The organism is Cyclobacterium qasimii M12-11B, assembly GCF_000427295.1.
GTDB lineage: Bacteria > Bacteroidota > Bacteroidia > Cytophagales > Cyclobacteriaceae > Cyclobacterium > Cyclobacterium qasimii.
In genome coordinates this window covers 64,760-88,257 of the sequence record NZ_ATNM01000123.1, presented here as the reverse complement: position 1 = coordinate 88,257, position 23,498 = coordinate 64,760, and the positions used below count along the sequence as shown (strand labels likewise).

The following is a 23,498-nucleotide window of genomic DNA, read 5'->3' as shown; positions in this document are numbered from 1 at the left end:
AAAGTGAAAAAATGTTATTTCATTCATTTTTTATAGCATTACGTTTTAGGCATGCGTTCTGCTCATCTTTTTCCTACTATTTGTGATATATTTTTGTAGTTTTAGGAGGCCTTTTCAGGTCGAAAGCACTTTTCTATATTGTAATTTGAAAAGCCCCATCAATTAAGAAACAAATAAATGGAAAATAATAGAAGAAATGTACTCAAAACATTGGGATTGGGATCTTTGGCTGCCATCCACCCTGTTTCAACTTTCGCAGCACCTAAAAAGAAGGGGAAATTTACATTTTGTTTAAACACCAGCACTATTAGAGGTCAGGATCCTGGATTGGCCAAGTACATAGAAATAGCCGCGGAAGCTGGGTATGATGGGATTGAAATTTGGATTCAGGATTTAAAAAAATACCTTGCTGAAGGGAATAGTACCGCTACTTTAGCTTCTATGATTAAGGACAGTGGTTTAAAAGTTGAAAATGCCATTGGATTTGCCACTTGGATGGCGGCAGATGAAGAGAAAAGCAGGCAGGGATTTCTGCAGATGGAGGAAGAGATGAATTTGTTGGCAGCCATTGGCTGTCATCGGGTTGCTGCACCTGGTTTTGGAGCTGAGGCACCTGTGGATTTGGTTTTAGCAGGAAATAGGTTTAAGGATTTGTTGGATTTAGGTCGTAAAACAGGAGTGATGCCTCAGTTGGAGTTTTGGGGTGCATTTAAGCCTTTCTATCATTTAGGGCAAATACTTATGGTGGCAGCTGTAGCCAATGATGCTGACGCCCGTTTGTTGCCGGATATTTATCATCTATTCAGAGGAGGTTCGGGATTTGATGGACTGAAATTAATTAATGGCAATGCCATAGAGATTTTTCATATGAATGACTTTCAAGGGGGTATTCCAAGGGAAGAACAAGAAGACAAAGACCGCGTTTATCCAGGTGACGGGATAGGTCCATTGGTTCAGGTGGTAAAAGACCTTAGAGATATGGGAGGAGATAAAGTGTTGTCGCTTGAGCTTTTCAACAGAGAATATTGGAAAGAAGATCCACTTCATGTAGCCAAAACTGGCCTGGCTAAAATGAAAGCCATTGTCAAAGCAGCATCCTAACTATTAGAGCGATTATAATTAAAAAAGGCAGCTTATTTCTTAAGCTGCCTTTTTTAATTTATTGTTTTGACCCTGATTATTTAATAGGGTTCTTATTCGCTTGTCCTGACGTTTCTCAGGAAGTGATTTCATCACAAAATAAACTTTCTATTGGGGATTGTCATTTTTATATGTGATTCAACGACAATTTTTACATGTTAATTGCCTCTAGAAGATCTACTGGATCTCGTAGTAGTGGTGCTCCCCGTACTTCTTGTGGTACTTTTTGGAGTAGTTCTTGTTTGAGAACGACTGCTATTACTACTATTTGATTTAACCCTTGCATTAGATCTCTGAGGCGTACTTTGAACCCTATTACTACTCCTTGTTGTAGGAGTCACTTTTTGAGTGTTAGAATTACTTCGGGTAGGTGTGCTTTTTATCACCTGCCTTTGAGTAGGCGTACTTTGTCTTGTCTCCCTTTTCTGAGTACTTACCCCGCTGTTTCTCTGAGAAGGTGTTGTAGTAGTCCTTCTGTTTTGTTGATAGTTTGGAGTAACGCTACGTGATTCATTTCTTGAAGGTGTGGTCGTTGGCCTTCTTTGAATAACGTTATTATTCGGGCTTGCACTACTATTTGACCTAGTGTTCGTTGAAGGTGAAACGCTTCTCTGTTGTGTGTTGCTTCTGCCTGTATTAGCATTTACAGCACTTCTCGCTGAACGTGTTGCAGGCGTATTGCTATTTCTAAGTGCTTCAGATCGTACGTTCGAACTTCTTGGAGAAGCAACGGTTGATGATCTACTATTAGATGGTCTAGCCACTGTAGATCGGGTCTTACTATAGTCTTTAGCACTCATGTATTTGTTGGGTCTAGAACTAACCTCATTTCTTGATGAGGACCTTGAAGAGACCTGAGGCCTGTAGACATTAATGCTATTTCTGCCTAAAGAGGTTCTTCCAGGTCTTCTTCCTTGTGTCACCTCAAAAACTGGAACATTACCCCTTGTTACCTGTTGTAATTCAGAACGACTAGGGCCAGAAATGTACCTATTGTTGTTTTGAACATAAGTATTATTAATTATTGTGGTCTGATTATAAATCACATTGGCATTTCTACCATGCATATAGTACCTGTTAATCCTTCTACTCAATAACCTTCTTCTAGGTACAAATACCCAATGGGAATGGTTATAATAGCCTGCGGTACTATAGAAATAAGTTTGAGGCCCAAGTGGCATCCAGCCATAATACCCTCTACCTGATCTCCAATTGACCCAAGCAGGTCCCCAGTCATAGCCTGGGATCCATGCCCATCCGTAAAAATCACTGAAAAACCATCTTCCGTAATGAAATGGTGCCCAACCCCAATCATATTGAGAGACCCATGTGTTTCCATAAGTAGACATTACCCAATGTCCGTTTGTCCTATATGGTTGAAAAGATTGGTCTACATATGGAGCCCAAATAAATCCATAATTTGGATCTTCTATCCAGTCCCCATATGGGCTTAACTCATCATAGAAAACCTGAAATGAAACAGAGATAGGTGCAGCATTAACATTTTGCTTACTGCCCACAATGAACATTAACAAACCTAAGGTTATAATTTTAAATGAAGCTGAAAATGGTGTCCGGTTACTTTTTGTATTTTTCATGGCACATCATTATTGGTGATAACAAGTATACATTGGCAATAAGTGTTCCAAGTTTTAATTAAGGAAATCTATATAAGTGTTATATGCCAGTGTAAAAAATAAATAATACCAATTAATAGTGTGTATTGTGTTGAAAATGAAGTATTATTTTGAGTATGGGTAATTAAGGGATTTTTAATGCGTCTATTTTTTTGCTATTTCTTCTGCTTCAGCCATTAAATTGTCCGAAAGCTTCCGATCGTGATGGGAGGCTTTATGTGCTTTTTCCAAGCAGGATTTATATTGTTCCTGAAGCTTTTCAAGTGGTGATTTCTTTTTAAATAGGCCAAACATAATTTTTTATTTACCTAACCTTATAAATACTGAATTGTTTTTTATTTAATTGAAATCTTGAAACAGGTCACTTACTTCAGGAGCATCATCAGCCAAAACCTCATCATTTTCAAATTTCAATATATCTTCTAGGTTGCCTGATCGGGTGTAATATTTCCAAGAACCTTCTTTTTTACCTTCTTTCATGTTTCCCTCAGAGGCCAGTCTACCATTGTCATGGTAATATTTCCATATACCATCAGGTTTGCCCGACTGGTAATTTCCCTCTGATTCCTTTGCCCCATTAACGTAATAGGTGATTCTGGTACCATTTCCATCCTTAAGGGTACCTGAATTTAATGTCTTGGTTCCATCGAAATTGCTGTACGCACTTACATTTATTAGTCTGCCAAAATCCCAGGTTTCTTCTTGAGTAAGTTGTTTGTTGTCATAAAAGAGCCCCCACATGCCGTCTTCCTGACCAAGTAAATAACTTCCCACTGATTTCAATTGACCACCATCATAGTAATAAAACCATTGACCTTGTTCATTGCCGAGTTGGTAGCTCCCTTCAGCTATCAATATTCCTATTTTGTTGAAATATTTCCACAAGCCTGATTTCAAATCATTCTTATATTCTCCTAGCGAATAAATATTGCCCTCTGGGTAATAACTTTTCCAAACTCCAGATCTAAAGCCATTGTCGTATTGCCCTCTCACAGAAGGTTTTCCGTTGATATGGTTTTCAATGTAATCTCCTACTGGGACACCCAAATCATAAATCACTTGTTTGGATACAGATTTATCAGTGAAAAACTCTTCCCATTTTCCAACAGGAATATCGTTCTCGTAGCGCTCAATTCTCGCCATTCTTCTGTTTTCGTAATAATAATTCCAAGTGCCAGATTTATGACCTGATTCATCGTAGAGCTTTTCCGATTCTGTAATATTAGAGTCGGGGAAATAACTTACCCATTTGCCTACTCTTCGGCCGGAACTGTATTCTCCTGTTTCTTGAATTCGTCCTGAAGAAGAATATCTATTAAACTCCCCGTCCGGCTGGTTATTAGAATAATTTGCATCTACGATTAACTGACCAAAAGGATCGTATTCTTTGTAGGAGCCTTCTTTTAAGCCTTCTTTGTAATTTATTTCTACAGCAGTTTTCCCATTATCAAAGTAAAAAATCCATTTTCCAGTTTTTTTACCATTCAAATAATCCCCTTCGGTCTTTACTTGTTTAGGATTGGCATAACCTGAATTGCCTTGATTGCCATAATATTCTTTATAGGGGCCTACTAAAACGCTGTCCTGGTAGACTGCATTTTTTATTAAAGCTCCGCCCAAATCATATTCTAAAAATGAGCCGTTTCTTTTGTTGTCTTTATAATCAGCGACAATGTGTTTTTGTTTGTTGGAGAAATAAATAATCCATTGCCCGTCTTTTAAGCCGTTTTTAAAATTTCCCTGCTGGATTAAACTATTGGTTTTAGGGTTGATGAACTTCCATAACCCATCCATTTTATTGTTGAGCATTACACCATTGCCCATCAGAGTGGAATCATTGTTGTAAAGGTTCACCACTTGGCCTTGTCCAAAAGAGGAAGACACATAAAAAATCATCAAAAGCCAGGAAAATGTATATTTCATGAGTATTTTATCAATTTTATAAAGACATACGGAATGCACACAATCTTGGTTCCAATTTACATTATATAGTTAAAAAATTATATTTAGTTAGGGGAAAGTTTAATAATATTTCTAATAGTGGCATTAAAGCATGAATTAACCTTAAAAGGAATTGTTTTTCAAATTCATCCAATTTAATACTTTTTCAACCTCTTTTCCTAAGTGTTTTTCGAGAGATAACTTGTCCTTTACAGGGATTTCTTTGATAATCTGGAAAGGTTTGCCGCTACTCAGGTGATCTATTAATTGCTTCAGTTCGAGTTTTTCGCTCGATACAATTTGACCTTCATCAATGATTTGCTTGTAGTCGAACAGTTTGGTGTTGGTTAGATCGTAGGAATTATTCTTAATCCATTGTAGCAAACGATATGGAACTTGAAGCATTGGGTGATCAGTCCCAAGGTAAACCAACAAATAGGCTCCTCGTCCCCACCAATGTAAGGCCCTAATATTTAATCCAAGATTAATGTCAAAATCACGAACAATATCAAGTACCTGATATGGGCAATTCTGTAATTCATTGCCTTGACTGATTTTTATACCTTTGTGGTTTTCGTGAATTCCATCAAGTTTATCATAAGTAACACCATTGCCTACTAAAGATAAAATCGCGACAAATTCTTTTTTGGCCTGGCTTATGTTTTGGAATATTTCCCGGTCTTTAGTAAGTTTTAAGAGTTGGTCAAAAGGAGCTTTATTTTTATCGTTTACTACCACTTCATAAGAGCAGAAGCCCATGAAAACCCGCTTCCAAAAGCTGCCAGACAAACAAGGTCACCTTTCTTAATTCTGTTTTGTTGAAGCGATTCGCTTATCGCAATTGGGATGGTTGCGGCAGTGGTATTCCCATAATACATTATATTGTTAAATACCTGGTCGTCCCTAAGCCCCATTTTATTTTGAATGTATTGACTTATCCTTAGGTTGGCTTGGTGAGGGATAAGCAAATCAATGTCTTTGCTCTCAACATTGTTGGCAACCAAAGCTTCTTCGATTACTTCTTTAAACCTTAAAACAGCATGTTTAAAAACAGTGTTGCCATTCATCGATAAATTGAAAGAACCACTTTCTATAAGTTCTTGAGAAAGCCTTACCTCTCTACTACTTCCAGGATCCTTTACGTAAAGTTCTTCAGCAAAATCTCCATCCGCATGCAAATGGGTAGACAAAATACCTCTATTTTCATCTTCAGAAGCGCTACAAACCACAGCACCTGCTCCATCGGCAAAAATAACAGCGCTTGATCTTCCCTCATCATTCTTGTTTAAGGCAGAAGATTGAATTTCAGCACCTACAACCAATATGTTTTTGTACATACCGGTTTTAATAAATTGATCGGCTATTGAGAGGGCATAGATGAAGCCCGAACAAGCATTTCTAACATCTAAAGCGCCTATTCCTTGAAGACCAAGTTCTCTTTGAAGCAATACGCCATTACCAGGAATGAAATAATCAGGAGTAACAGTGGCAAAAATGATAAAATCAATTGCCTTGGTTTCTATTCCTGCATTTTTAATCGCCATAATGGAGGCGTTCTTAGCCATACTTGTGACGGTATCAACTCCAGGAGTAAACCACCTTCTTTCGTGTATTCCAGTCCTTTCTACAATCCATTCGTCATTGGTATTCATCATCTCCGAAAGATCATCGTTGGTTACAATCCTTTCCGGTAAATAATGTCCAGCACCTGCTATAATTGATTTCAGCATTTTGTAAGTGATATTAATTGGTAAGCAAATATGTTGATTTTAATTGAAAAATCAATTTTGGATCTGATAACTGAGCCCAAAAAGCTTAAATCCTACCTTCGGATTTCAATTTCCAATACCTCATTAATCCACTTACTGACATCCAGCTAGGGTTAGCATATTCATAGAGGGATTGGAGGTCTTTGCTTGCACCCTGGCTTTTCATCTGTTGTGATGTGTAATGCATGAAGTCCGGAGTTATTTCTGCCGGATTTCGGTCATTGTCAAATTGCACTTTCATCCAGTTTGCCCAGTCGTCAAGCATTTTTACTAGTTGACTTAGATGTTCTTCAGGATTATCTATTTGGCCAAAATGAGTTAGGTATAATTTTTTGGGATGCTGGTCCAGTATTTTTTTAATAGATGATTTCCATGCCTCGATGTTGATGTCTGGTGGAGGGCAAGGTGGTACCACCGGCCCATTGTCGATTTTAACGCCTCCTACATCACCAGTAAATATAACCTCTCCTAATTTCCATGCAATGTGATGAATCGCATGTCCGGGACTATGAATGGCTGTAAAAGTCAGATCGCCAATTGTTATTGTTTTACCATCATCTAAAGGTACCAGCAAGCTTTCATCGATCGTTTCCATTGGCCCCCATAATTGGTCCATTTGGTCATCACCGTAAATTTTAGCGGCCGATTTCCAGAGCCTTTCTGGGTTTGCTAAATGGGGTAGCCCCATGGGGTGGAGGTAAACTTTTACTCCCTCTTTTGCAAATTCCCATGCTGCACCAGCATGATCAAAGTGGATGTGAGTAAGAAGCACTGCGCCTAGATCACTCGGTTTTATACCTAATCTACCTAGGCTGCCCTTTAGCTCATCCCAAGTACTGTGCGGGCCTGTTTCCACCAATACTGGTTTCCCTTTTCCCCTGATAAGGAAGCTTGCAATTGTTTTTTCAGCTTGCTGAAATTTTAAATCAATGATTTCAATAGAATACATTATCCAAAAAGAGTATAGTTGCCAAATTGATCCATAGGTAGCGTTTTTCTGATTACAAAAGGACTGTCATTTGCCACTTGATTGACCATCGGAGAAACAGTGTACTTGGTCATTTGCTCGTCAGGATATGGGGTTAGCATACTTAAAAGTTCGGCTTCACTGCTGTTTAGATTAAGCCATCTTTCCTCATTTTCTTTTGTAAGTATAACGGGCATTCTATCATGTATTTCAGAAGTCAAAAGATTAGGGCGAGTCGTAAGTATGGTAAATGTATGCGCTATCTCTCCTTTTTCTGTTTCAAATTCCTCCCATATCCCAGCAAATGAGAACAAAGATTCATTTAGAAAGACAAACCTGTAGGGAACTTTGGTTTTTTTACCCACCTTTTTCCATTCATAGAAACCATCTGCCGGCACAAGACACCGGTTCTTTTTAAAAGAATTTTTGAAGGATATTTTTTCTGTAATACTTTCTGACCGGGCATTAATAAGCTTATTGGCTACTGGCTTATTTTTTGCAAACGAGGGAGTGATTCCCCAATAGAAATGGGAAAAACCTTTCGGACTATCCGAAGTGATTACAGGGACTAATTGCGAAGGGGCAATATTGTACCTTGGCTTGAAATCTTCCAGCATTTCTGCCTGAAATCTGTCTTCAAGTTCAATTTTTGATTTTGCGAGCGAATATCTTCCACACATAATAATGATTTCAAAATCTTAGTTTATATTTTCTCTTTGGATAAACTCTAATGCTCTGGTTTCGGACCAAAATCTCTCTTGTCCTGATCTCGGGCTAAAGCCTACATGTCCGCCATGTTTTGGGTATTCCAAAAATAAATTTTCAGAATACGCATCTATCATTGATGGAAAACAAGAATTACTCAAAAATGGGTCATTCTGAGCGTTTAATATCAACGTAGGATGATTTATTTTTGACAAATAATGAAGCGCTGAGCATCGGTTATAATAGTCATCGGCATCAATAAAACCATGAAGCGGAGCCGTATATTCATTGTCAAAAGCCCTGATACTTCTAATATGGGAAAGTTTTTTGGTCGGAAATTTATCAGGAAAGACCAGTGCTTTTTGCCTTATTTTTTGCTTTAAGGAATGTAAGAAGTTAACAGCATACAATTTATTTCTAAGGCCATCTATCTTATCGCATGATCCCCCTAAGTCCATTGGTACAGAAATTGCGATTGCTTTTTTTATTTTTAGCTTACTTTTCCAAAATGGTTCACCTAAGTATTTCAGTGTAATGTTCGCGCCTAAACTAAATCCCACAAGATTGATAGAAGTATATTTTTTAGCGGCATGTGAAATTACAGAATCTAAATCATAGGTAGCTCCTGAGTGGTAAAAAATAGGTTTTTTGTTTATTGATTCACTACATCCCCTTAAATTCCAATTTAAAACATCATATCCTGAGTCAAAAAAGACTTTGGCCATACCTGTCATGTAGGGTCGTTGGCTATTGCCTTCAAGCCCATGACTTATAATGACCAAACTTTTACTGTCCCTTTTAAGCCAATCTAGATCTAGAAAATCATCATCTGGAGTTTTAATTCTTTCTCTTTTAAAGGGTAAAATAACTTTTTTTCTAAAAAGAGCAGGGTATATGGTTTGAAGGTGACCATTGAAAAGGAGCTGGTTACGGTTGTAATTGGATGTTTTAACTACTGGCATTCTATGGTTTTACTCAATCTAAAAATCTATCTTACGTGAAAATACTATTATTAAATTTGAATAAACATATTTTAAGAACTATTTTTGGATTGCTGAAAATATGAATTCGAATAATTTAACTTATGGCCGAAATAATACGAATGCCCAAAATGAGCGATACCATGGAAGAAGGGGTAATCGCACAATGGTTGAAAAAGGTAGGTGATAAAGTAAAACCCGGAGATATTCTGGCAGAAGTGGAGACTGATAAAGCGACCATGGAACTAGAATCTTACGATGAAGGTACCTTGCTCTTTATTGGGGTTAAGGAAAAAGATGCCGTACCTGTCAATGGAGTCATTGCTATATTGGGTGAAGAAGGCGAAAATATAGATGCTCTTTTAAAGGATATAGAATCCGGAGGAAGTGGAGAAAGTGCACCGAATGATAAAAGTGATGAGGGATCTAAAGGTGATACCAAGGATAAACCTGAAGAAAAACCTAAAGATGCTGCTGCTGATATAGACGTTTCAGGAATTGCTGCTACAGTAATTACTATGCCGAAAATGAGTGACACCATGCAGGAAGGAACTATCTCCAGCTGGTTGAAGAAAGAAGGTGACGTAGTTAAGTCTGGTGATGTTCTGGCAGAAGTGGAGACTGATAAAGCCACCATGGAATTAGAATCCTATGATGATGGTACTTTGCTTTATATAGGAGTAGCCGAAGGCGATGCTGTTGAAGTGAATGGTGTAATCGCTATCATTGGTGAGAAAGGTGCTGATTTTGAAACCTTGCTCAAAGCTCATCAACAAAAATCAACTTCTAGTGGAGAAGCTGAAGTGGCTGATGCTCCGAAAGAAGAGAAAGCTACCCCTAAAGTAGAAGAAGGTAAAAAGAAAGTGCATCCACTAACACGAATGCTCATTCTGCTGATAATGGACGAATAAAAGCTTCTCCTCTTGCTAAAAAGATGGCGAGTGAGAAAGGTATAGATATTTCACAGGTTCAAGGATCAGGCGATAGCGGTAGAATTATTAAAAAAGACATAGAGAACTTTGTTCCGTCTAAAGTTTCTACTGAAACAGCTCCAAGTAGTGGAGTGGCCATTGGTCAAGAGTCTTACACCGATGTGAAAGTCTCTCAAATGAGAAAGGTAATTGCGAAGAGACTTGCGGAAAGTAAATTTACGGCGCCGCATTTCTACCTGACCATGGAAATCAACATGGACAGTGCAATACAGGCTAGAAAAAGCATGAATGAAGTGGCTCCGGTCAAAATCTCATTCAATGATATGGTCATTAAAGCAGCTGCAGCATCACTTAAACAACATCCTGCTGTGAATTCTGCATGGATGGGAGACAAGATCAGGTACAATGATCATGTTCATATCGGTATGGCCGTTGCAATAGATGATGGGTTATTGGTTCCAGTAATTCGCTTCACAGACAGCAAATCACTTTCTCAGATTTCTACAGAGGCCAAATCTTTGGCTGGAAAAGCCAAGAATAAAGAATTGCAACCTAAGGACTGGGAAGGAAATACCTTTACCGTTTCTAATCTTGGTATGTTTGGGATAGAGGAGTTTACTGCTATTATTAATCCACCTGATGCCTGTATTTTGGCAATTGGAGGAATCAAACAAACTCCAATAGTTAAGGATGGTGAAATCAAGATAGGAAATATCATGAAAGTTACCCTTTCTTGCGATCATAGGGTTGTAGATGGCGTTGTTGGATCATCATTCCTCAAAACGTTAAAAAGTTTACTTGAAGAGCCAGTTAGATTGTTAATCTGACATTTCTGATTAATATAATATGTCAAAAAGTCCTAGAAATAGGACTTTTTGTTTTTAGTACGGTTATTGAGAAATACTTTAAAAACTAAAATGGGAAAAATAAAATCGACCACAGTGGTCGCAATAAAGCACAATGGCAAAGTGGCTATAGGGGCTGATGGTCAAGCTACGATGGGGAATACAATAGCAAAGAGCAGTGTCAATAAAATCAGAAAATTACAGGGCGGGAAAATTGTCACTGGATTTGCTGGATCTACTGCAGATGCATTTACCCTGTTAGAAAAATTTGAAGAAAAGTTGGGCGCCTACAGTAATAATATGAAAAGAGCCGCTGTGGAATTGGCTAAGGAATGGCGTACCGATAGAATGCTAAGCAAATTGGAGGCCATGATGATAGTGGCAGATGCTGAAGATATCCTTATCATTTCAGGTACTGGAGATGTTTTAGAGCCTGATCTGGGAATAGCCACTATTGGATCGGGAAGCATGTATGCACAGTCTTCGGCAAGAGCATTAAAGAAATTCGCCCCAAATTTAACAGCAGAGGAAATGGTCAAAGAAAGCTTGACGATTGCTGCGGATATTTGTATTTACACCAACCACAATTTGATAATTGAGAAAGTGACAAATTAAAAAAAAGAAGGGAGGACTTCTTAAAGTCAAGAGACCCTCCCTTCTTTTATACTTCGAAATCGTAGATTTTAACAGAGGCCCATTTGTCCTTGTGGTCTTCGATAAATTGAAGATGGATAGGATCCACTTGATAGTCGTCATGGTCTTCGATACTATCAAAATTAACCATTAATGCGATATCGTAACTGTCATCGATCACTTCACGCTTCTCAGTGGCGGCAGCTTTACCTATCGAATGGCTTTTTACACTTTTGGTTAGCGCTATTTTTTTGCAGCCGTCTAATACAGCGTTCAAATCTTTTTCTGGCTGGTGAAGCCAAAAATATACTTGGTGTACTATCATAATGTTTTTTTGTTTGAATAGGGTAATATTTCAAGTTGCTAACTAAAATAACCTCATAGAATTATGAGGTATTTGCAAGCAATTTGATATAGCATTGAATAATATTAATAAAGATAAATATATAAGTTTAAAAAATACAGCAACTGAGGAATTATGAAATACAGAAAACTTGGTAAAACTGAAATGGAAGTGTCTGAAGTTTCACTTGGAACCTGGCAAGTAGGAGGTGGATGGGGAGGTCGATTTGATCATAATCAGGCTTATAAAATTCTCAATGAGGCAATTGACCAAGGGGTTAATTTTATAGATACTGCGGATGTGTATGATGGCGGTCTAAGTGAGCAGGCAGTAGGGAAGGTGGTGAAAGAAAGAACTGAGAATGTTTTTGTGGCAACAAAATGTGGACGTCAAATTCAACCCCACACCAATGAAGGGTATACTCCAGAAGTTTTAAGAACGTTTGTAGAGACAAGTTTACGAAATTTAAGATTAGAGGCTCTTGATCTGATCCAATTGCACTGCCCGCCTACAATGGTTTTTGAAAGGCCAGAAATTTTCGGCCTATTTGAGGACTTGAAAACGGAGGGAAAAATAAAGCACCTTGGAGTAAGTGTAGAAAAGGTTGCTGAAGCCATAAGGGCAATGGAATATTCCAACGTAGCAACAATCCAGGTAATCTTTAATATGTTTAGGTTAAAACCTGCTGAAGAATTATTTGACCTGGCCCTTCAAAATAATTGTGGGGTCATTGCAAGGGTGCCTTTGGCAAGTGGTTTATTGTCAGGGAAGATCACATCCGAAACGGTGTTTCATCCGGAGGACCATAGGACTTTTAACAGAGCTGGAGAGGCTTTTGATAAAGGAGAGACCTTTTCCGGTGTTCCATTACACAAAGGTATTGAAGCCGTTGAGGAATTAAAGGCGCTATTGGGAGTCAATAGGGATTTAGCCTCACTGGGGATTAAATGGGTTTTGATGTTCGGTGCCATTTCTACTGTTATACCAGGAGCTTCAAAGGTAGATCAGGTCAGATCAAATGTTTCGGCCTCTGCATTACCGGAATTCACTGTGGAAGAAATGGAGGGAGTTAAAGCTATTTATGACAAATACCTTCGGTCTGAGGTTCATGGGCAATGGTAAAATTGAATGCTGGAAAAGGATTTTTGGGTGCACTTAAATAAGCCAATCAATTAGTATAACCCAAAATATACAATAGAATGTCTAATGTATATTTTGGGTTTTAAAACTTTTCAGGATTGGGGTTTGTCCCGCATAAGCAATACATCAGTGATCTGTACCTCTGTGATGTACTTTTTTTGACCGTCTTTGTCCTCATAAGAGCGGTTGACTAGTTTTCCTTGTATGCATATTTCGGATCCTTTGTCGGTGTATTTATGGATGATTTCAGCAGGTCTTCCGAAGGCCACTAAGTTGTGCCAATAAGTGTCTTCAATTTTTTCCCCTTTATTGTTTTTATACACTTCATTGGTTGCAAGATTTAATTTTACCATCGGGGTGTCACCTTTTACTGTTTTGTAATCTGCTTTGGCGCCTAGTCTACCGATCAATTGTACGTTGTTTCTGATACTGTTCATGATTTTATTGTTTAGCGTTATTGTTAAAACATATCCCGAATTGGAACAGTACAAAGTTGGTGAACACGCTTAAATTTAGTCCGACGGTATTCGTTTATTTCCGTTTGTAAACGTTTGTAAACGATTACAAACGCTTTTTTAATCCTTTTTATGCTTATATTAAGTTTGTTTAAGCATATTTAAAAAGGATGTCGAATCAAAATCAGAATTGTGTTGACTGTGGAGCACCATTGAGTGGGAGATCAGACAAGCGCTTTTGCGATGATTATTGCCGGAATCACTACAACAATAAAATGAAGTCAGGTAGTAATAACCTGATTCGAAACATTAATAATGCCTTAAAAAAGAATAGGAATATTCTTGCCGGAATCCTCAATGAGGAGGATGACACGGTTAAAGTTTCAAGAGAAAAGCTTCTGGAAAGCGGGTTTTTATTTAAATATGGAACACATTCATACACCAATAAAAAAGGCAATGTTTATATTTATTGCTATGATTATGGTTATTTGAAATTAGATCAAGATATAATTTTGGTTGTAAGACTGAAAAGTGACCCATTGGACAAGCCTAATTTTATCAAAGGATAAAATTAGGCTTGTCCAATTTTTTGTCTATTCTATAAGCCGCATTAAGTAAGCCTACATGGCTGTACGTTTGCGGGAAATTTCCCCATTGGCTACCAGTGTGCTGGTCTACATCTTCTGAAAAGAGTTGTAAATGATTGCAGTATTTGCTTAGCGTTTCAAAGCCTTCCATCGCTTCATCAAGACGATTGACACAAGCCAATGCTTCTATGTACCAGAATGCACAAATCAGGAAAGTTGTTTCTGGCTCACCAAAGTCATCCTGATGTTTGTACCTGTAGAATAAAAAGTTTTTGGCCAGCAAGTCCTCTTCCAAAGCCTTGAGGTGATCGTTGGCCTTTTCAATGTCATCTCCGAAATAACCCATAGTAATCAGTTGCAGAGTACTCGCGTCCATGTGTGTGGTACCAATGGCTTGTGCGTAGGCCTTTCTTTCGGGAATGTAGCAGGCTTCGATTTTCTGAATGGCTTTGTTTTTAAGCTCTAAGGCTTTGTCCCTCATTTCTGTATCCCCCATTCTTTCTGCAATTTTGATGGCCGCACATGAGCCAGCCCAGTGGAAAAGAAAGGTGTAACAATGCTCTTGTTTTAAATTTCTGAATTCCCATAGTCCAGCATCCTTTTCATCCATGGTTTCCTCTATTTTGCTAAGAAGGTTATGGATAAAAGGTTTAGAATGGCTTTTTTCAGACTCTACAAATCTTTTGTCTGCATAAAGCGGGAGCAGGCTCACCAATACTTGTCCGTATAAATCATTCTGGATATGCGTGTAGGCATCGTTGCCAAACCGAACAGGTTTTTCTCCTCTATAGCCATCTAGGTCAGATATAACCTCGACAAGTTTGGACGAACCCGAGATGGCATACAATGGCTGGTACCTTCCTCGTTTGTCCGTAGGGAGATTTTGCAAATATTCAAAATACCTTTCCAGTTCCTCAAAGTGACCAAGGTGGTTAAACACATTCAGCGTGTAATAGGCGTCTCTCATCCAACAATACCTGTAATCCCAATTTCTTGTTGATCCTGGAGATTCTGGTAAACTAGATGTGGAGGAAGCTATGATTCCTCCCGTATCCTCAAATTGATGAATTTTTAAAACTAAAGAAGAGCGGACGACCAATCGCTGATGGAAATTAGGTATGCTGGTGGATTTAACCCAGTTTCTCCAGTATTTGAGAGTAGCGATTAAAAAGTTTTCGACAGTGCTTTCTATTGGTGCTTCCAAAGGACTACCGTAGGTAAGTACCAGGTAAATTGTTTTTTGAAGGTGAAAAGCCTGCTCCTCCATAATATATGTTATGGAGCAATTTGAGGTAAGTCTTACTTCTTGATCCCTTCCTGAAAATTGTATGTGATTGCTCTCTGGAATGGCTTTTAACTTATTTTTACCATAATCGGATACGGGTTGGCAATTGATTTTGATTTTGGGTTCTCCCTTTAGCGGTTGAATTTTCCTGATTAACATTGAAGGTTTGAAATACCTGTCATAGTTAAAAAACCTGGGGGCAAAATCCGTGACTTTGTAAGCTTCGCCTTCCGCAGTCTCTATATACGTGTCCAGAACATTTGAATTTTCTTGGTATTCTTGCCTGGAGGTATAGTTATCGTGAGGAGGCAATACCGTAAATTCTCCTCCACGATTTTTATCGAGCATACTACCAAATAAAAAATCACTGTCAAACCTAGGCATACAAAGCCAGCTTATATTTGTGTTTTTCTCAATATGAGCGATGTAGCTGCAATTGCCAATAAGTCCGGTGCCATATGTATGCTTTTCCATAAAAATGCGGTATGTTTTAAAATGATCGGATTAACGAATTTTTTAACGAAATGAAATTAAAAACCCCATTAGATGAGACAAGTTATTAAAAATATTGTATTTTTTTTAGTGATGTGGTAATATATTGTTAGATGATTTCTAAATATTTCCTTGGGACGTTCACGAGAACACTTTGGTTAATACTCGGAATTCTGATGATAAAATAATCCTGATTAGACTTTTTTATACATTCTCCCTGAAAACCTTGCAAAGGCCCTCCGAGTATTTTTACCATTTCACCTTTCTCAATAGTATCGGTATCGACTTCCACCGAAACCCCAGTTTCAATAATCCTCTGAATGGTATCAATCTCCTCTTGGTGGATGAAAGAATGTTCTCCAGAAAAGTTGATGAACTTGACAGCACCAGTTACTTGTAAGGATTCCCATAGCCTTTCCTTACTTGTATGTACGAAAATATAGCCATTAAATAATGGTCTTTGGATTTTTTTCTTTCGGTCACTCCATTGCCTGATCTCCTCTATTAGGGGTAGGTATACTTCGGTACCCTTCTCTTGGAGCCTAAGAGCTACTTTTTTTTCTGCTCTTGGGGCGGTATACATAACATACCAATTAAGCTTTTCGGTCATACTTTGAGGGTTAAAATTCGAAAGTACCGAAATTATCGGGCATAGTTCAACTATACATTTATAAAAATATTGAATTTTTTAAATAAACACCAGTGATGTAAGTTTTGAACCCTTTTAAATGGTTTTTGATTGATAAAAAATGTGATTTATATTATATTTTACACTCTTGATTTTTTTATTTACTTTTGTGACATAATTTAAAAGAACATTGTTTTATTTGGTATTTTTATTGCTACCACCTATTTTTGAAAAAGATTAAAGAACCAATATTTAGTTTTAATAGATTATATTTTGTGGACAGACAGATGAATAGGTCATGTTCTGCCAATAACAGCCAAAATGCAAATAAATGAAAGTCGTTAATGTGGTATTATCGGGAGGTGTAGGCAGTCGATTGTGGCCCCTATCCCGAAAGAGTAGACCAAAACAATATTTACCAATTTTTGAAGGGCAGTCACTTTTTGAGAAGACTGTTGTTAGAAATTCAGAGGTCTGTAACCAGGTAATGGTTGTAGGGGGAGTAGATAATTATAAGCTTTCTCGAGAAATTTTGAAAAATACAGGCACTTCTGATTATATTGAGCTTGTGGAGGCTGCTCCAAGAAATACAGCTGCAGCTATAGCTTTTGCAGCTTTGTCTCTTCCTGAAGATGCGATAATGTTGGTGACACCTTCCGATCATTTGATTGGAGATCAAGAAATATACAATGATTCGCTCACCCAGGCGGTAAATATGGCTAAGAATGGGTTTTTGGTAACGTTTGGATTGATTCCAAGTAAGCCGGAAACAGGTTTTGGTTATATTGAGCATGATGGGAATAATGTACTTGGTTTCAGAGAAAAACCTGAACTAGAGCAGGCTCAAGCCTATTTGGACCAAGGTAACTTTTTATGGAACAGTGGGATGTTTTGTTTTGCAGCAGGTACCTACTTAAGTGAGTTGGGAAAATATGAGCCTGAGGTGCTAAAGGCTTCAAAGTTGGCAGTTGAAAATGCTGACAATGGGTTCTTGCCACTTGATTTAAGTATGAAAATACCCTCGATAAGTGTAGATTATGCTGTAATGGAGCGTTCTGACAAGATAAAAGTTGTACCTTCAAGTTTCTCATGGTCTGATATGGGGTCTTTCGAAGCACTATTTGATTATTATCCCGTTGGGAGCAAAGAAAGAATAGGTGAAAACCTTGTGTTGGGTTCTGACAAACACGTTGAATTTGTAGGCGTGGAGGATATCGTCTTGGTAGAGACCAAAGATGCTATTCTTGTACTGAACAGGAGCAATGCCCAAGACGTTAAGAAGGTTTACGAACGATTAGAAAAAGAAAATCCAAGCTTACTAAATTAAGGAAATGGTAGATAAGAATGCTAAAATTTATATTGCTGGGCACCGAGGTATGGTAGGCTCTGCAATTCAAAGGTCTCTTGAAAGCAAAGGCTATAAAAATTTGATTGGTTTCAGTAGCAAGGAATTGGATTTAACAGACCAGTTATCTGTAAAAGGCTTTTTTGAAAAGGAAAAACCTGAAATAGTTATTGATGCTGCTGCCAGGGTAGGAGGTATTTTAGCCAATAATAATTATCCATATACCTTTCTTATGGATAATATGTTGATTCAGAACAACCTTATTAATTATTCCCATCAATTTGGGGTTGATAAATTCATTTTTCTGGGAAGTTCTTGTATTTACCCTAAATTAGCACCGCAGCCATTAAAAGAGGAAAGTTTGCTTACCTCTTCACTGGAGCCTACGAATGAATGGTATGCCTTGGCTAAAATTACTGGTGTTAAAGCCTGTGATGCTATCAGGAAGCAATTTGGTAAGGATTTTATTAGTCTTATGCCTACTAATCTTTATGGCCCTTCTGATAACTTTGATTTAGAAACTTCTCATGTAATGCCTGCGATGATTAGGAAATTTCATGAAGCCAAAGAAAATGGGAATTCCCCAGTTACCCTTTGGGGCACTGGTTCTCCTATGCGTGAGTTTTTACATGTAAATGATATGGCTGAAGCTGTTGTTTTTGCAGTTGAAAATAGCTTTAAAGATAACCTGTACAATGTGGGTACCGGGAAAGATATGACCATCAAAGCCCTTGCTGAATTGATCCAAAAAATCACTGGTCATAAAGGTGAAATTAACTGGGATAGTGACAAGCCTGATGGAACTCCAAGAAAACTTATGGATGTAAGTAAAATGGCAGTTGCAGGCTGGGAAGCTAAAATTGGGCTTGAGGATGGTATCAAAGAAACCTATGAATGGTTTTTAAAGAATATTGATCAGTACAAACAGGTCAAACTATAACTATAAAATATATTTTTAACAGCTCATTAATTTAGATGTCTATGAAAACGGCGTTAATTACAGGTATTACCGGACAAGATGGTGCTTATCTTGCGGAATTATTATTGTCAAAAGGATATATTGTCCACGGTATAAAAAGAAGAGCTTCTTTATTTAATACCGCTCGGATTGATCACTTGTATCAAGATCCACATGAAGAAAACAAACGTTTATTTCTTCACTATGGTGACCTTACAGATTCAATGAATTTGACAAGGATTATACAGGAAACCAAACCTGACGAAATATATAATTTGGCTGCAATGAGCCACGTTAAAGTGAGTTTTGATACTCCTGAGTATACCGCAAATGCCGATGGGATTGGTACTTTGAGGATTTTGGAAGCTGTGAGACTTTTAGGGATGGAAAAAACCACCAAAATCTATCAGGCTTCTACTTCTGAGTTATATGGTTTGGTGCAGGCGGTACCTCAATCCGAAACTACTCCATTCTATCCAAGATCCCCTTACGCTGTAGCGAAAATATATGGTTATTGGATTACTGTAAACTACAGAGAAGCTTACGGAATGTATGCTTGTAATGGTATCCTTTTCAATCATGAGTCCCCTCTAAGAGGTGAAACTTTTGTTACTAGGAAAATCACTAGAGCTGTAGCCAAAATAGCCCTAGGTTTCCAGAAAGACCTATTTATGGGGAATTTGGATGCCAAAAGAGATTGGGGACATGCCAAAGATTATGTTGATGCCATGTGGAGAATTCTCCAACAAGACGAGCCAGAAGATTATGTGATTGCTACCGGTGTAACTACAAAGGTTAGGGATTTCATAAAAATGGCTTTTGAGCTAGTTGGTTTTACCTTGAAATTTCAAGGAGAAGGTTTAGAAGAAAAAGGTATTCTTGAGTCGATTGATAAAGACAAAGCTTTTGAAGTGCTAGGTACTTCAGACTTTAAAGTGAAAGTAGGTGACATTATAGTTAATGTTGATCCTGCTTACTTTAGACCAACTGAAGTAGATTTGCTAATTGGTGATCCAAACAAAGCAATGACAAAACTAAACTGGAAACCAAAGTATGACCTGAAGATGTTGGTAGAAGACATGGTGCTTTCAGATGTAGGGTTATTCAAGCGAGACGTTCACCTTATGAAAGGTGGCCACAAAATATTAAACCAGGCTGAATAGTCTTTTATTAGGCTAAGTATTCTGTGAATTTAATGAGCAAAGCATTTATTGTTTTGCTCATTTTTTTTGAAATTTCAGCTCCATTTTTCCTCTTCGTTTCATTTCCCACAAATAGGTAATAAGTATTCTATTTTCGTATTGCAATAAAAGATTCTCTAGAGAGTATTCGGAAAGGTTTTTTGATTTTTTTTATCCCTGAAAATCTTACCCGTAAAATGGTTATTAGGCACTCTTAACGCTTTTATTAACCTAGCACAGGTATTATTTTAGAAAACCATAGTTTAAATTCAGCATTGAGATTCAATTTACATGACTATGGATTTAAAAATTGCTTGTTATGTTAATTCCATAGGTATTGCTTACTTTTGTGGTATAAATTGAATAGGCCTAACTATTTGTTCAATTAGGCAGTTTCATTTAACGGATGCTCTATTACTTCATGTAACTGAGGTGGCGAAGCTGTATGTTTTTGGTGATAGATATCGCTTTTATAGTCAGCCATATTTCCCCTCGTTTTAAATAAAAGATTCTTCAAGATGATCAGAAAATTCATCCAAAATTTAAAATTTGCACCGATAGTATTTTGTCTTTTTATTGGCTCTATAGGTTTTAGTCAGTCTATCCAAAACATTCAAAATCTCAAAGTAGATGAACTGTCCGATGCTCAAATTGAGCAACTGATAACACGGGCAGAGTCATCTGGGATGAATGAACTTCAATTGGAAGCTATGGCCAGAGAGAAGGGGATGCCTGCTTCAGAAATCAATAAGTTGAGAATACGTATTGCGGCTTTAAAATCTGGGAACAGTGAAGAGGTTGGTAAGAATAGCACAAGTAGAATGAACCAGAGGGAAGTTGTAGGAGATAGGATGCAAAGTGATGTTTTTGACAGCTTAAGGAATTCAGACCCCTATTATAATCTCAGTCCACAGCAAAAGAAAATTTATGGGTATACCTTGTTTCACAACCGTGAATTAAACTTTAATCCAAATTTAAATCTCCCCACTCCTGAAAGTTATGTTTTGGGTACAGGTGATCAGGTCTTGGTAGACGTTTATGGCGCTTCTCAAGCCGCTTTTGACTTGACGGTCACTCCCGAAGGTAAGGTTATGGTGCCTAATGTAGGTCCTGTGAATATTGGCGGGGCTACGGTTGAAAGTGCTAGATCAAGGATTAAATCTTCTCTAGGGCAAATATATTCTGGATTAAATGGTCAAAATCCCAATACATTTTTGCAGTTGAGAGTAGGGAATATTCGAAGTATTCAGGTAACGATGGCAGGAGAATTGAACCAACCGGGAACCTATACTTTGCCGTCTTTTGCTAACGTATTTAATGCACTTTACTTAGCAGGAGGCCCAAATGAAACAGGTTCTTTTAGAAACATCCAAGTATATAGAAATAGTAAACTAATAGGACAAGCAGATATCTACGAATTTTTAGCTAGAGGAAATGAAAAGGGCAATATTATTTTGCAGGACAATGACGTCGTGATTGTTCCACCTGTTCAAATCAGAGTAGAGATTGAAGGTCCTGTTCGCCGGCCAGGTTTATTTGAAATAAAAAATAATGAGAGTATTCAGGAGCTTATAAGCTTTGCTGGAGGCTTTAAAAGCGACGCTTACAAGGAGCTTCTTGTTGTAAAGAGAGCTACAGATAAAGACTTGAGAGTAGATAATGTCTACAGCAAAGATTTCGAAACCTTCGCAGTCAAAGATGGAGATTTATTTACGGTAGGTGGGATTCTTGATCGCTATGACAATCGTGCTCAAGTTTCAGGTGCCGTCTTCAGGCCAGGTGAATTTGCTATTTCTGAGGGCATGACGGTTAAGGCGCTTATTGAAATTGCAGGAGGTTTAAGAGGTGATGCTTTTTCTAACAGAGGAACATTGTATAGAACCAATCCTGATTTCACAATGGAAGTGCTAACCCTGGACTTGGGGGATATTATTTCTGGAAAAGCTGAAGACGTAGTTCTGATGCGTGAAGATATTCTTAATGTGCCCAGTAAATACGACCTTAAAGAAGAATATTATGTACAGGTATCTGGTGAAGTAAATAGAACCGGAGTGTTTCAGTTCGGAGAGAATATGACCGTGGCTGATTTGATAACCAAAGCCCGAGGGTTTAAGGAATCGGCATCCAATGCCAATATTGAAATAGCTAGAAGAGTAAAGGATGAAATAGGAGGTCAAATTGCTGAAATTTTAACCATTTCTATCGATGAAAATTTGAGAATAAGTGAGGAGGAAAAAGAAATTATTTTAGCGCCGTTTGATCATGTGTTCGTTAGGAAAAGTCCTGGTTTCCAAGTGGAAAAAGTTGCCTATGTTGAAGGTGAGGTTTTTTATCCTGGTGGGTTTACACTTGAAAAAAGAGATGAAAGAATTTCAGATGTGCTCAAAAGGGCTGGAGGTTTAAATAATTATGCTTATCCGAAAGGAGCTACTTTGATTAGGCGAACTGAATTTTATAAAACCAAAACGGAAGAAAATATAAAACTTGACCAATTAGAGTCATTGTATAAAAACACGATCCGTGAGGGAGATATTGAAAATGCGGAAGCAGAAGGCAAGCTTTTAGAAAGACTTGAAGATAGGATGGAATTGCTTAGTCAAGAGGAAATGAAGAGGAATAAAAATGCCTCTAAAGCGGAAAGTTTTTCTGAAGATCGCTACCAGTTTCTTGAGGAGGCAGACAGCACTGTAATGGAAGTCGCAACAAGGGACAAAGAACTGATTGGTATTGAATTGGGGAAGATTCTTTCACAACCTGGTTCTAAATACGATTTAATATTACAGGATGGAGATATTATTAGTATACCTAAGGAGCTACAAACAGTAAGGATGAGAGGAGAGGTCTTGTATCCTACTACAGCAAGGTTTGATGCATCAAGAGGTTTTAGAAATTACATTTCAAGGTCTGGGGGCTTTACAGAGCAAGCTAGGAAGTCACGTTCTTATGTGGTGTATGCTAATGGAGACGTTCACAGAACAAATAAATTTTGTTTTTCAACTTTTTCCCAAAGATAGAACCGGGAGCAGAAATAATTGTCCCTCAGAAGCCTAAACGTGAACCTATGTCAGTTCAGGCTTGGATAGGTATTGCTTCCAGTCTTGCTACATTAGGAATTTTGATAGATAGACTATCTCGTTAGGTTTAGTTAAAAATGTCATAAGTAGCTGATTAATAAATGTTTATTAAGGTAAACGCCGCTTTTTTTCTTACACTGAGGATTTTTTATCATAAGGAATTTCTGGACAGTTTTGACAGGTGACAAACCAGGGTCAGGATATTTAGTGATCTATGATGGTTTTTCTTTTAGAATAATATATAATTCTTATCTAACAAGTAGTATGAAGAACTCTCAGGTTTAGTCAAATCTGAGAGTCTCTCTTTAATGTATATTAAGCTATTCAAAAATTCTAGGCTGCACAATATGTAAGATTGATATAGAAGGCTTACCTAGATTTAATTCGCACTTAATTATATTCTTATTCTGATAAAGATTGGTGGAGATCGCTTTTAAATCTTCACACTACTTAGTTTGTTT

General features: G+C 37.7%; 19 protein-coding genes and 2 pseudogenes. 9 read left to right on the top strand and 12 right to left on the bottom strand.

Annotated elements, in window-relative coordinates:
* Positions 1-177 precede the first annotated feature (177 nt).
* Positions 178-1,101 (top strand): sugar phosphate isomerase/epimerase family protein, encoded by a 924-nt coding sequence (locus tag ADICYQ_RS14945; RefSeq protein ID WP_020889497.1) that lies wholly within the window; start codon positions 178-180, stop codon positions 1,099-1,101.
* Positions 1,102-1,298: 197 nt separating this feature from the next.
* On the opposite strand, the gene ADICYQ_RS14940 is transcribed toward ADICYQ_RS14945, so the two are convergent.
* From ADICYQ_RS14940 to ADICYQ_RS14905, 8 genes are all read right to left on the bottom strand, one after another.
* On the bottom strand, positions 1,299-2,738 hold the full coding sequence (locus tag ADICYQ_RS14940) for a DUF6600 domain-containing protein (RefSeq protein ID WP_146947798.1): 1,440 nt from the start codon (positions 2,736-2,738) through the stop codon (positions 1,299-1,301).
* A 183-nt stretch (positions 2,739-2,921) separates the two neighbouring features.
* Positions 2,922-3,071, bottom strand: coding sequence for a Lacal_2735 family protein (locus tag ADICYQ_RS27160; RefSeq protein ID WP_020889495.1), 150 nt, complete (start codon positions 3,069-3,071; stop codon positions 2,922-2,924).
* Between the two features lie 45 nt (positions 3,072-3,116).
* Positions 3,117-4,700 (bottom strand): toxin-antitoxin system YwqK family antitoxin, encoded by a 1,584-nt coding sequence (locus tag ADICYQ_RS14930; RefSeq protein ID WP_020889494.1) that lies wholly within the window; start codon positions 4,698-4,700, stop codon positions 3,117-3,119.
* 141 nt (positions 4,701-4,841) lie between these two features.
* Positions 4,842-5,477 carry a hypothetical protein gene (locus ADICYQ_RS14925; RefSeq protein WP_020889493.1) on the bottom strand — a complete coding sequence of 212 codons (636 nt, stop codon included), beginning with the start codon at positions 5,475-5,477 and terminating at the stop codon, positions 4,842-4,844.
* Positions 5,450-6,448, bottom strand: a complete 999-nt coding sequence (locus ADICYQ_RS14920; protein ID WP_020889492.1) for a 3-oxoacyl-ACP synthase III family protein — start codon at positions 6,446-6,448, stop codon at positions 5,450-5,452. The genes ADICYQ_RS14925 and ADICYQ_RS14920 overlap by 28 nt, the downstream gene beginning before the upstream one ends.
* Before the next feature lie 85 nt (positions 6,449-6,533).
* A complete protein-coding gene (locus tag ADICYQ_RS14915) occupies positions 6,534-7,436 on the bottom strand; it encodes an MBL fold metallo-hydrolase (RefSeq protein WP_020889491.1) in 903 nt (300 codons plus the stop codon).
* Positions 7,436-8,134, bottom strand: coding sequence for an SOS response-associated peptidase (locus ADICYQ_RS14910; RefSeq protein ID WP_020889490.1), 699 nt, complete (start codon positions 8,132-8,134; stop codon positions 7,436-7,438). Before ADICYQ_RS14910 ends, ADICYQ_RS14915 begins: the two co-directional genes overlap by 1 nt.
* An 18-nt stretch (positions 8,135-8,152) precedes the next feature.
* On the bottom strand, positions 8,153-9,121 hold the full coding sequence (locus tag ADICYQ_RS14905) for a YheT family hydrolase (protein WP_020889489.1): 969 nt from the start codon (positions 9,119-9,121) through the stop codon (positions 8,153-8,155).
* Positions 9,122-9,243: 122 nt separating this feature from the next.
* Between ADICYQ_RS14905 and ADICYQ_RS14900 the strand changes: the two are divergent.
* Both ADICYQ_RS14900 and hslV read left to right on the top strand, forming a co-directional pair.
* Positions 9,244-10,898, top strand: a pseudogene (locus ADICYQ_RS14900) (pyruvate dehydrogenase complex dihydrolipoamide acetyltransferase).
* Positions 10,899-10,988: 90 nt separating this feature from the next.
* Positions 10,989-11,531, top strand: a complete 543-nt coding sequence (gene hslV, locus ADICYQ_RS14895) for an ATP-dependent protease subunit HslV (RefSeq protein ID WP_020889486.1) — start codon at positions 10,989-10,991, stop codon at positions 11,529-11,531.
* A gap of 46 nt (positions 11,532-11,577) precedes the next feature.
* On the opposite strand, the gene ADICYQ_RS14890 is transcribed toward hslV, so the two are convergent.
* On the bottom strand, positions 11,578-11,874 hold the full coding sequence (locus ADICYQ_RS14890) for a Dabb family protein (protein WP_020889485.1): 297 nt from the start codon (positions 11,872-11,874) through the stop codon (positions 11,578-11,580).
* A gap of 153 nt (positions 11,875-12,027) precedes the next feature.
* Between ADICYQ_RS14890 and ADICYQ_RS14885 the strand changes: the two genes are divergently transcribed.
* Complete coding sequence (locus tag ADICYQ_RS14885) at positions 12,028-13,014, top strand: aldo/keto reductase (protein WP_020889484.1); 987 nt, start codon at positions 12,028-12,030, stop codon at positions 13,012-13,014.
* A gap of 110 nt (positions 13,015-13,124) precedes the next feature.
* Here the strand turns inward: ADICYQ_RS14885 and ADICYQ_RS14880 are convergent, their stop codons facing one another.
* A complete protein-coding gene (locus tag ADICYQ_RS14880; protein ID WP_020889483.1) occupies positions 13,125-13,469 on the bottom strand; it encodes a single-stranded DNA-binding protein in 345 nt (114 codons plus the stop codon).
* A 188-nt stretch (positions 13,470-13,657) separates the two neighbouring features.
* Here ADICYQ_RS14880 and ADICYQ_RS14875 point away from each other — a divergent pair, with 188 nt between their 5' ends.
* Positions 13,658-14,056 (top strand): hypothetical protein, encoded by a 399-nt coding sequence (locus ADICYQ_RS14875; protein ID WP_040416498.1) that lies wholly within the window; start codon positions 13,658-13,660, stop codon positions 14,054-14,056.
* Here ADICYQ_RS14875 and ADICYQ_RS14870 read toward each other — a convergent pair.
* Positions 14,046-15,833 (bottom strand): glycoside hydrolase family 15 protein, encoded by a 1,788-nt coding sequence (locus ADICYQ_RS14870; protein ID WP_020889481.1) that lies wholly within the window; start codon positions 15,831-15,833, stop codon positions 14,046-14,048. The two genes, ADICYQ_RS14875 and ADICYQ_RS14870, sit on opposite strands and share 11 nt — an antisense overlap.
* Before the next feature lie 127 nt (positions 15,834-15,960).
* Positions 15,961-16,461 (bottom strand): UpxY family transcription antiterminator, encoded by a 501-nt coding sequence (locus ADICYQ_RS14865; RefSeq protein WP_020889480.1) that lies wholly within the window; start codon positions 16,459-16,461, stop codon positions 15,961-15,963.
* 349 nt (positions 16,462-16,810) lie between these two features.
* On the opposite strand from ADICYQ_RS14865, the gene ADICYQ_RS14860 reads away from it, so the two are divergent.
* The 4 genes and pseudogenes from ADICYQ_RS14860 to ADICYQ_RS14845 all read left to right on the top strand — a co-directional run bounded on the left by ADICYQ_RS14860 (position 16,811) and on the right by ADICYQ_RS14845 (position 23,102).
* Positions 16,811-17,806, top strand: coding sequence for a mannose-1-phosphate guanylyltransferase (locus ADICYQ_RS14860; protein WP_040416495.1), 996 nt, complete (start codon positions 16,811-16,813; stop codon positions 17,804-17,806).
* Positions 17,807-17,810: 4 nt separating this feature from the next.
* Complete coding sequence (locus ADICYQ_RS14855) at positions 17,811-18,764, top strand: GDP-L-fucose synthase family protein (protein WP_020889478.1); 954 nt, start codon at positions 17,811-17,813, stop codon at positions 18,762-18,764.
* A gap of 41 nt (positions 18,765-18,805) precedes the next feature.
* Complete coding sequence (gene gmd, locus ADICYQ_RS14850) at positions 18,806-19,945, top strand: GDP-mannose 4,6-dehydratase (protein WP_020889477.1); 1,140 nt, start codon at positions 18,806-18,808, stop codon at positions 19,943-19,945.
* A 536-nt stretch (positions 19,946-20,481) separates the two neighbouring features.
* Positions 20,482-23,102 (top strand): annotated as a pseudogene (locus tag ADICYQ_RS14845) (SLBB domain-containing protein).
* Positions 23,103-23,498 lie beyond the last annotated feature (396 nt).

Bases quoted from the DNA above. Each gene is read 5' to 3' on its own strand.
- ADICYQ_RS14860 (WP_040416495.1), top strand. From the start codon at position 16,811: ATGAAAGTCGTTAATGTGGTATTATCGGGAGGTGTAGGCAGTCGATTG.
- ADICYQ_RS27160 (WP_020889495.1), bottom strand. From the start codon at position 3,071: ATGTTTGGCCTATTTAAAAAGAAATCACCACTTGAAAAGCTTCAGGAA.
- gmd (WP_020889477.1), top strand. From the start codon at position 18,806: ATGAAAACGGCGTTAATTACAGGTATTACCGGACAAGATGGTGCTTAT.
- ADICYQ_RS14945 (WP_020889497.1), top strand. From the start codon at position 178: ATGGAAAATAATAGAAGAAATGTACTCAAAACATTGGGATTGGGATCT.
- ADICYQ_RS14930 (WP_020889494.1), bottom strand. From the start codon at position 4,700: ATGAAATATACATTTTCCTGGCTTTTGATGATTTTTTATGTGTCTTCC.
- ADICYQ_RS14915 (WP_020889491.1), bottom strand. From the start codon at position 7,436: ATGTATTCTATTGAAATCATTGATTTAAAATTTCAGCAAGCTGAAAAA.
- ADICYQ_RS14880 (WP_020889483.1), bottom strand. From the start codon at position 13,469: ATGAACAGTATCAGAAACAACGTACAATTGATCGGTAGACTAGGCGCC.
- ADICYQ_RS14925 (WP_020889493.1), bottom strand. From the start codon at position 5,477: ATGGGCTTCTGCTCTTATGAAGTGGTAGTAAACGATAAAAATAAAGCT.
- ADICYQ_RS14885 (WP_020889484.1), top strand. From the start codon at position 12,028: ATGAAATACAGAAAACTTGGTAAAACTGAAATGGAAGTGTCTGAAGTT.
- hslV (WP_020889486.1), top strand. From the start codon at position 10,989: ATGGGAAAAATAAAATCGACCACAGTGGTCGCAATAAAGCACAATGGC.
- ADICYQ_RS14865 (WP_020889480.1), bottom strand. From the start codon at position 16,461: ATGACCGAAAAGCTTAATTGGTATGTTATGTATACCGCCCCAAGAGCA.
- ADICYQ_RS14940 (WP_146947798.1), bottom strand. From the start codon at position 2,738: ATGAAAAATACAAAAAGTAACCGGACACCATTTTCAGCTTCATTTAAA.
- ADICYQ_RS14855 (WP_020889478.1), top strand. From the start codon at position 17,811: ATGGTAGATAAGAATGCTAAAATTTATATTGCTGGGCACCGAGGTATG.
- ADICYQ_RS14870 (WP_020889481.1), bottom strand. From the start codon at position 15,833: ATGGAAAAGCATACATATGGCACCGGACTTATTGGCAATTGCAGCTAC.
- ADICYQ_RS14910 (WP_020889490.1), bottom strand. From the start codon at position 8,134: ATGTGTGGAAGATATTCGCTCGCAAAATCAAAAATTGAACTTGAAGAC.
- ADICYQ_RS14905 (WP_020889489.1), bottom strand. From the start codon at position 9,121: ATGCCAGTAGTTAAAACATCCAATTACAACCGTAACCAGCTCCTTTTC.
- ADICYQ_RS14875 (WP_040416498.1), top strand. From the start codon at position 13,658: ATGTCGAATCAAAATCAGAATTGTGTTGACTGTGGAGCACCATTGAGT.
- ADICYQ_RS14890 (WP_020889485.1), bottom strand. From the start codon at position 11,874: ATGATAGTACACCAAGTATATTTTTGGCTTCACCAGCCAGAAAAAGAT.
- ADICYQ_RS14920 (WP_020889492.1), bottom strand. From the start codon at position 6,448: ATGCTGAAATCAATTATAGCAGGTGCTGGACATTATTTACCGGAAAGG.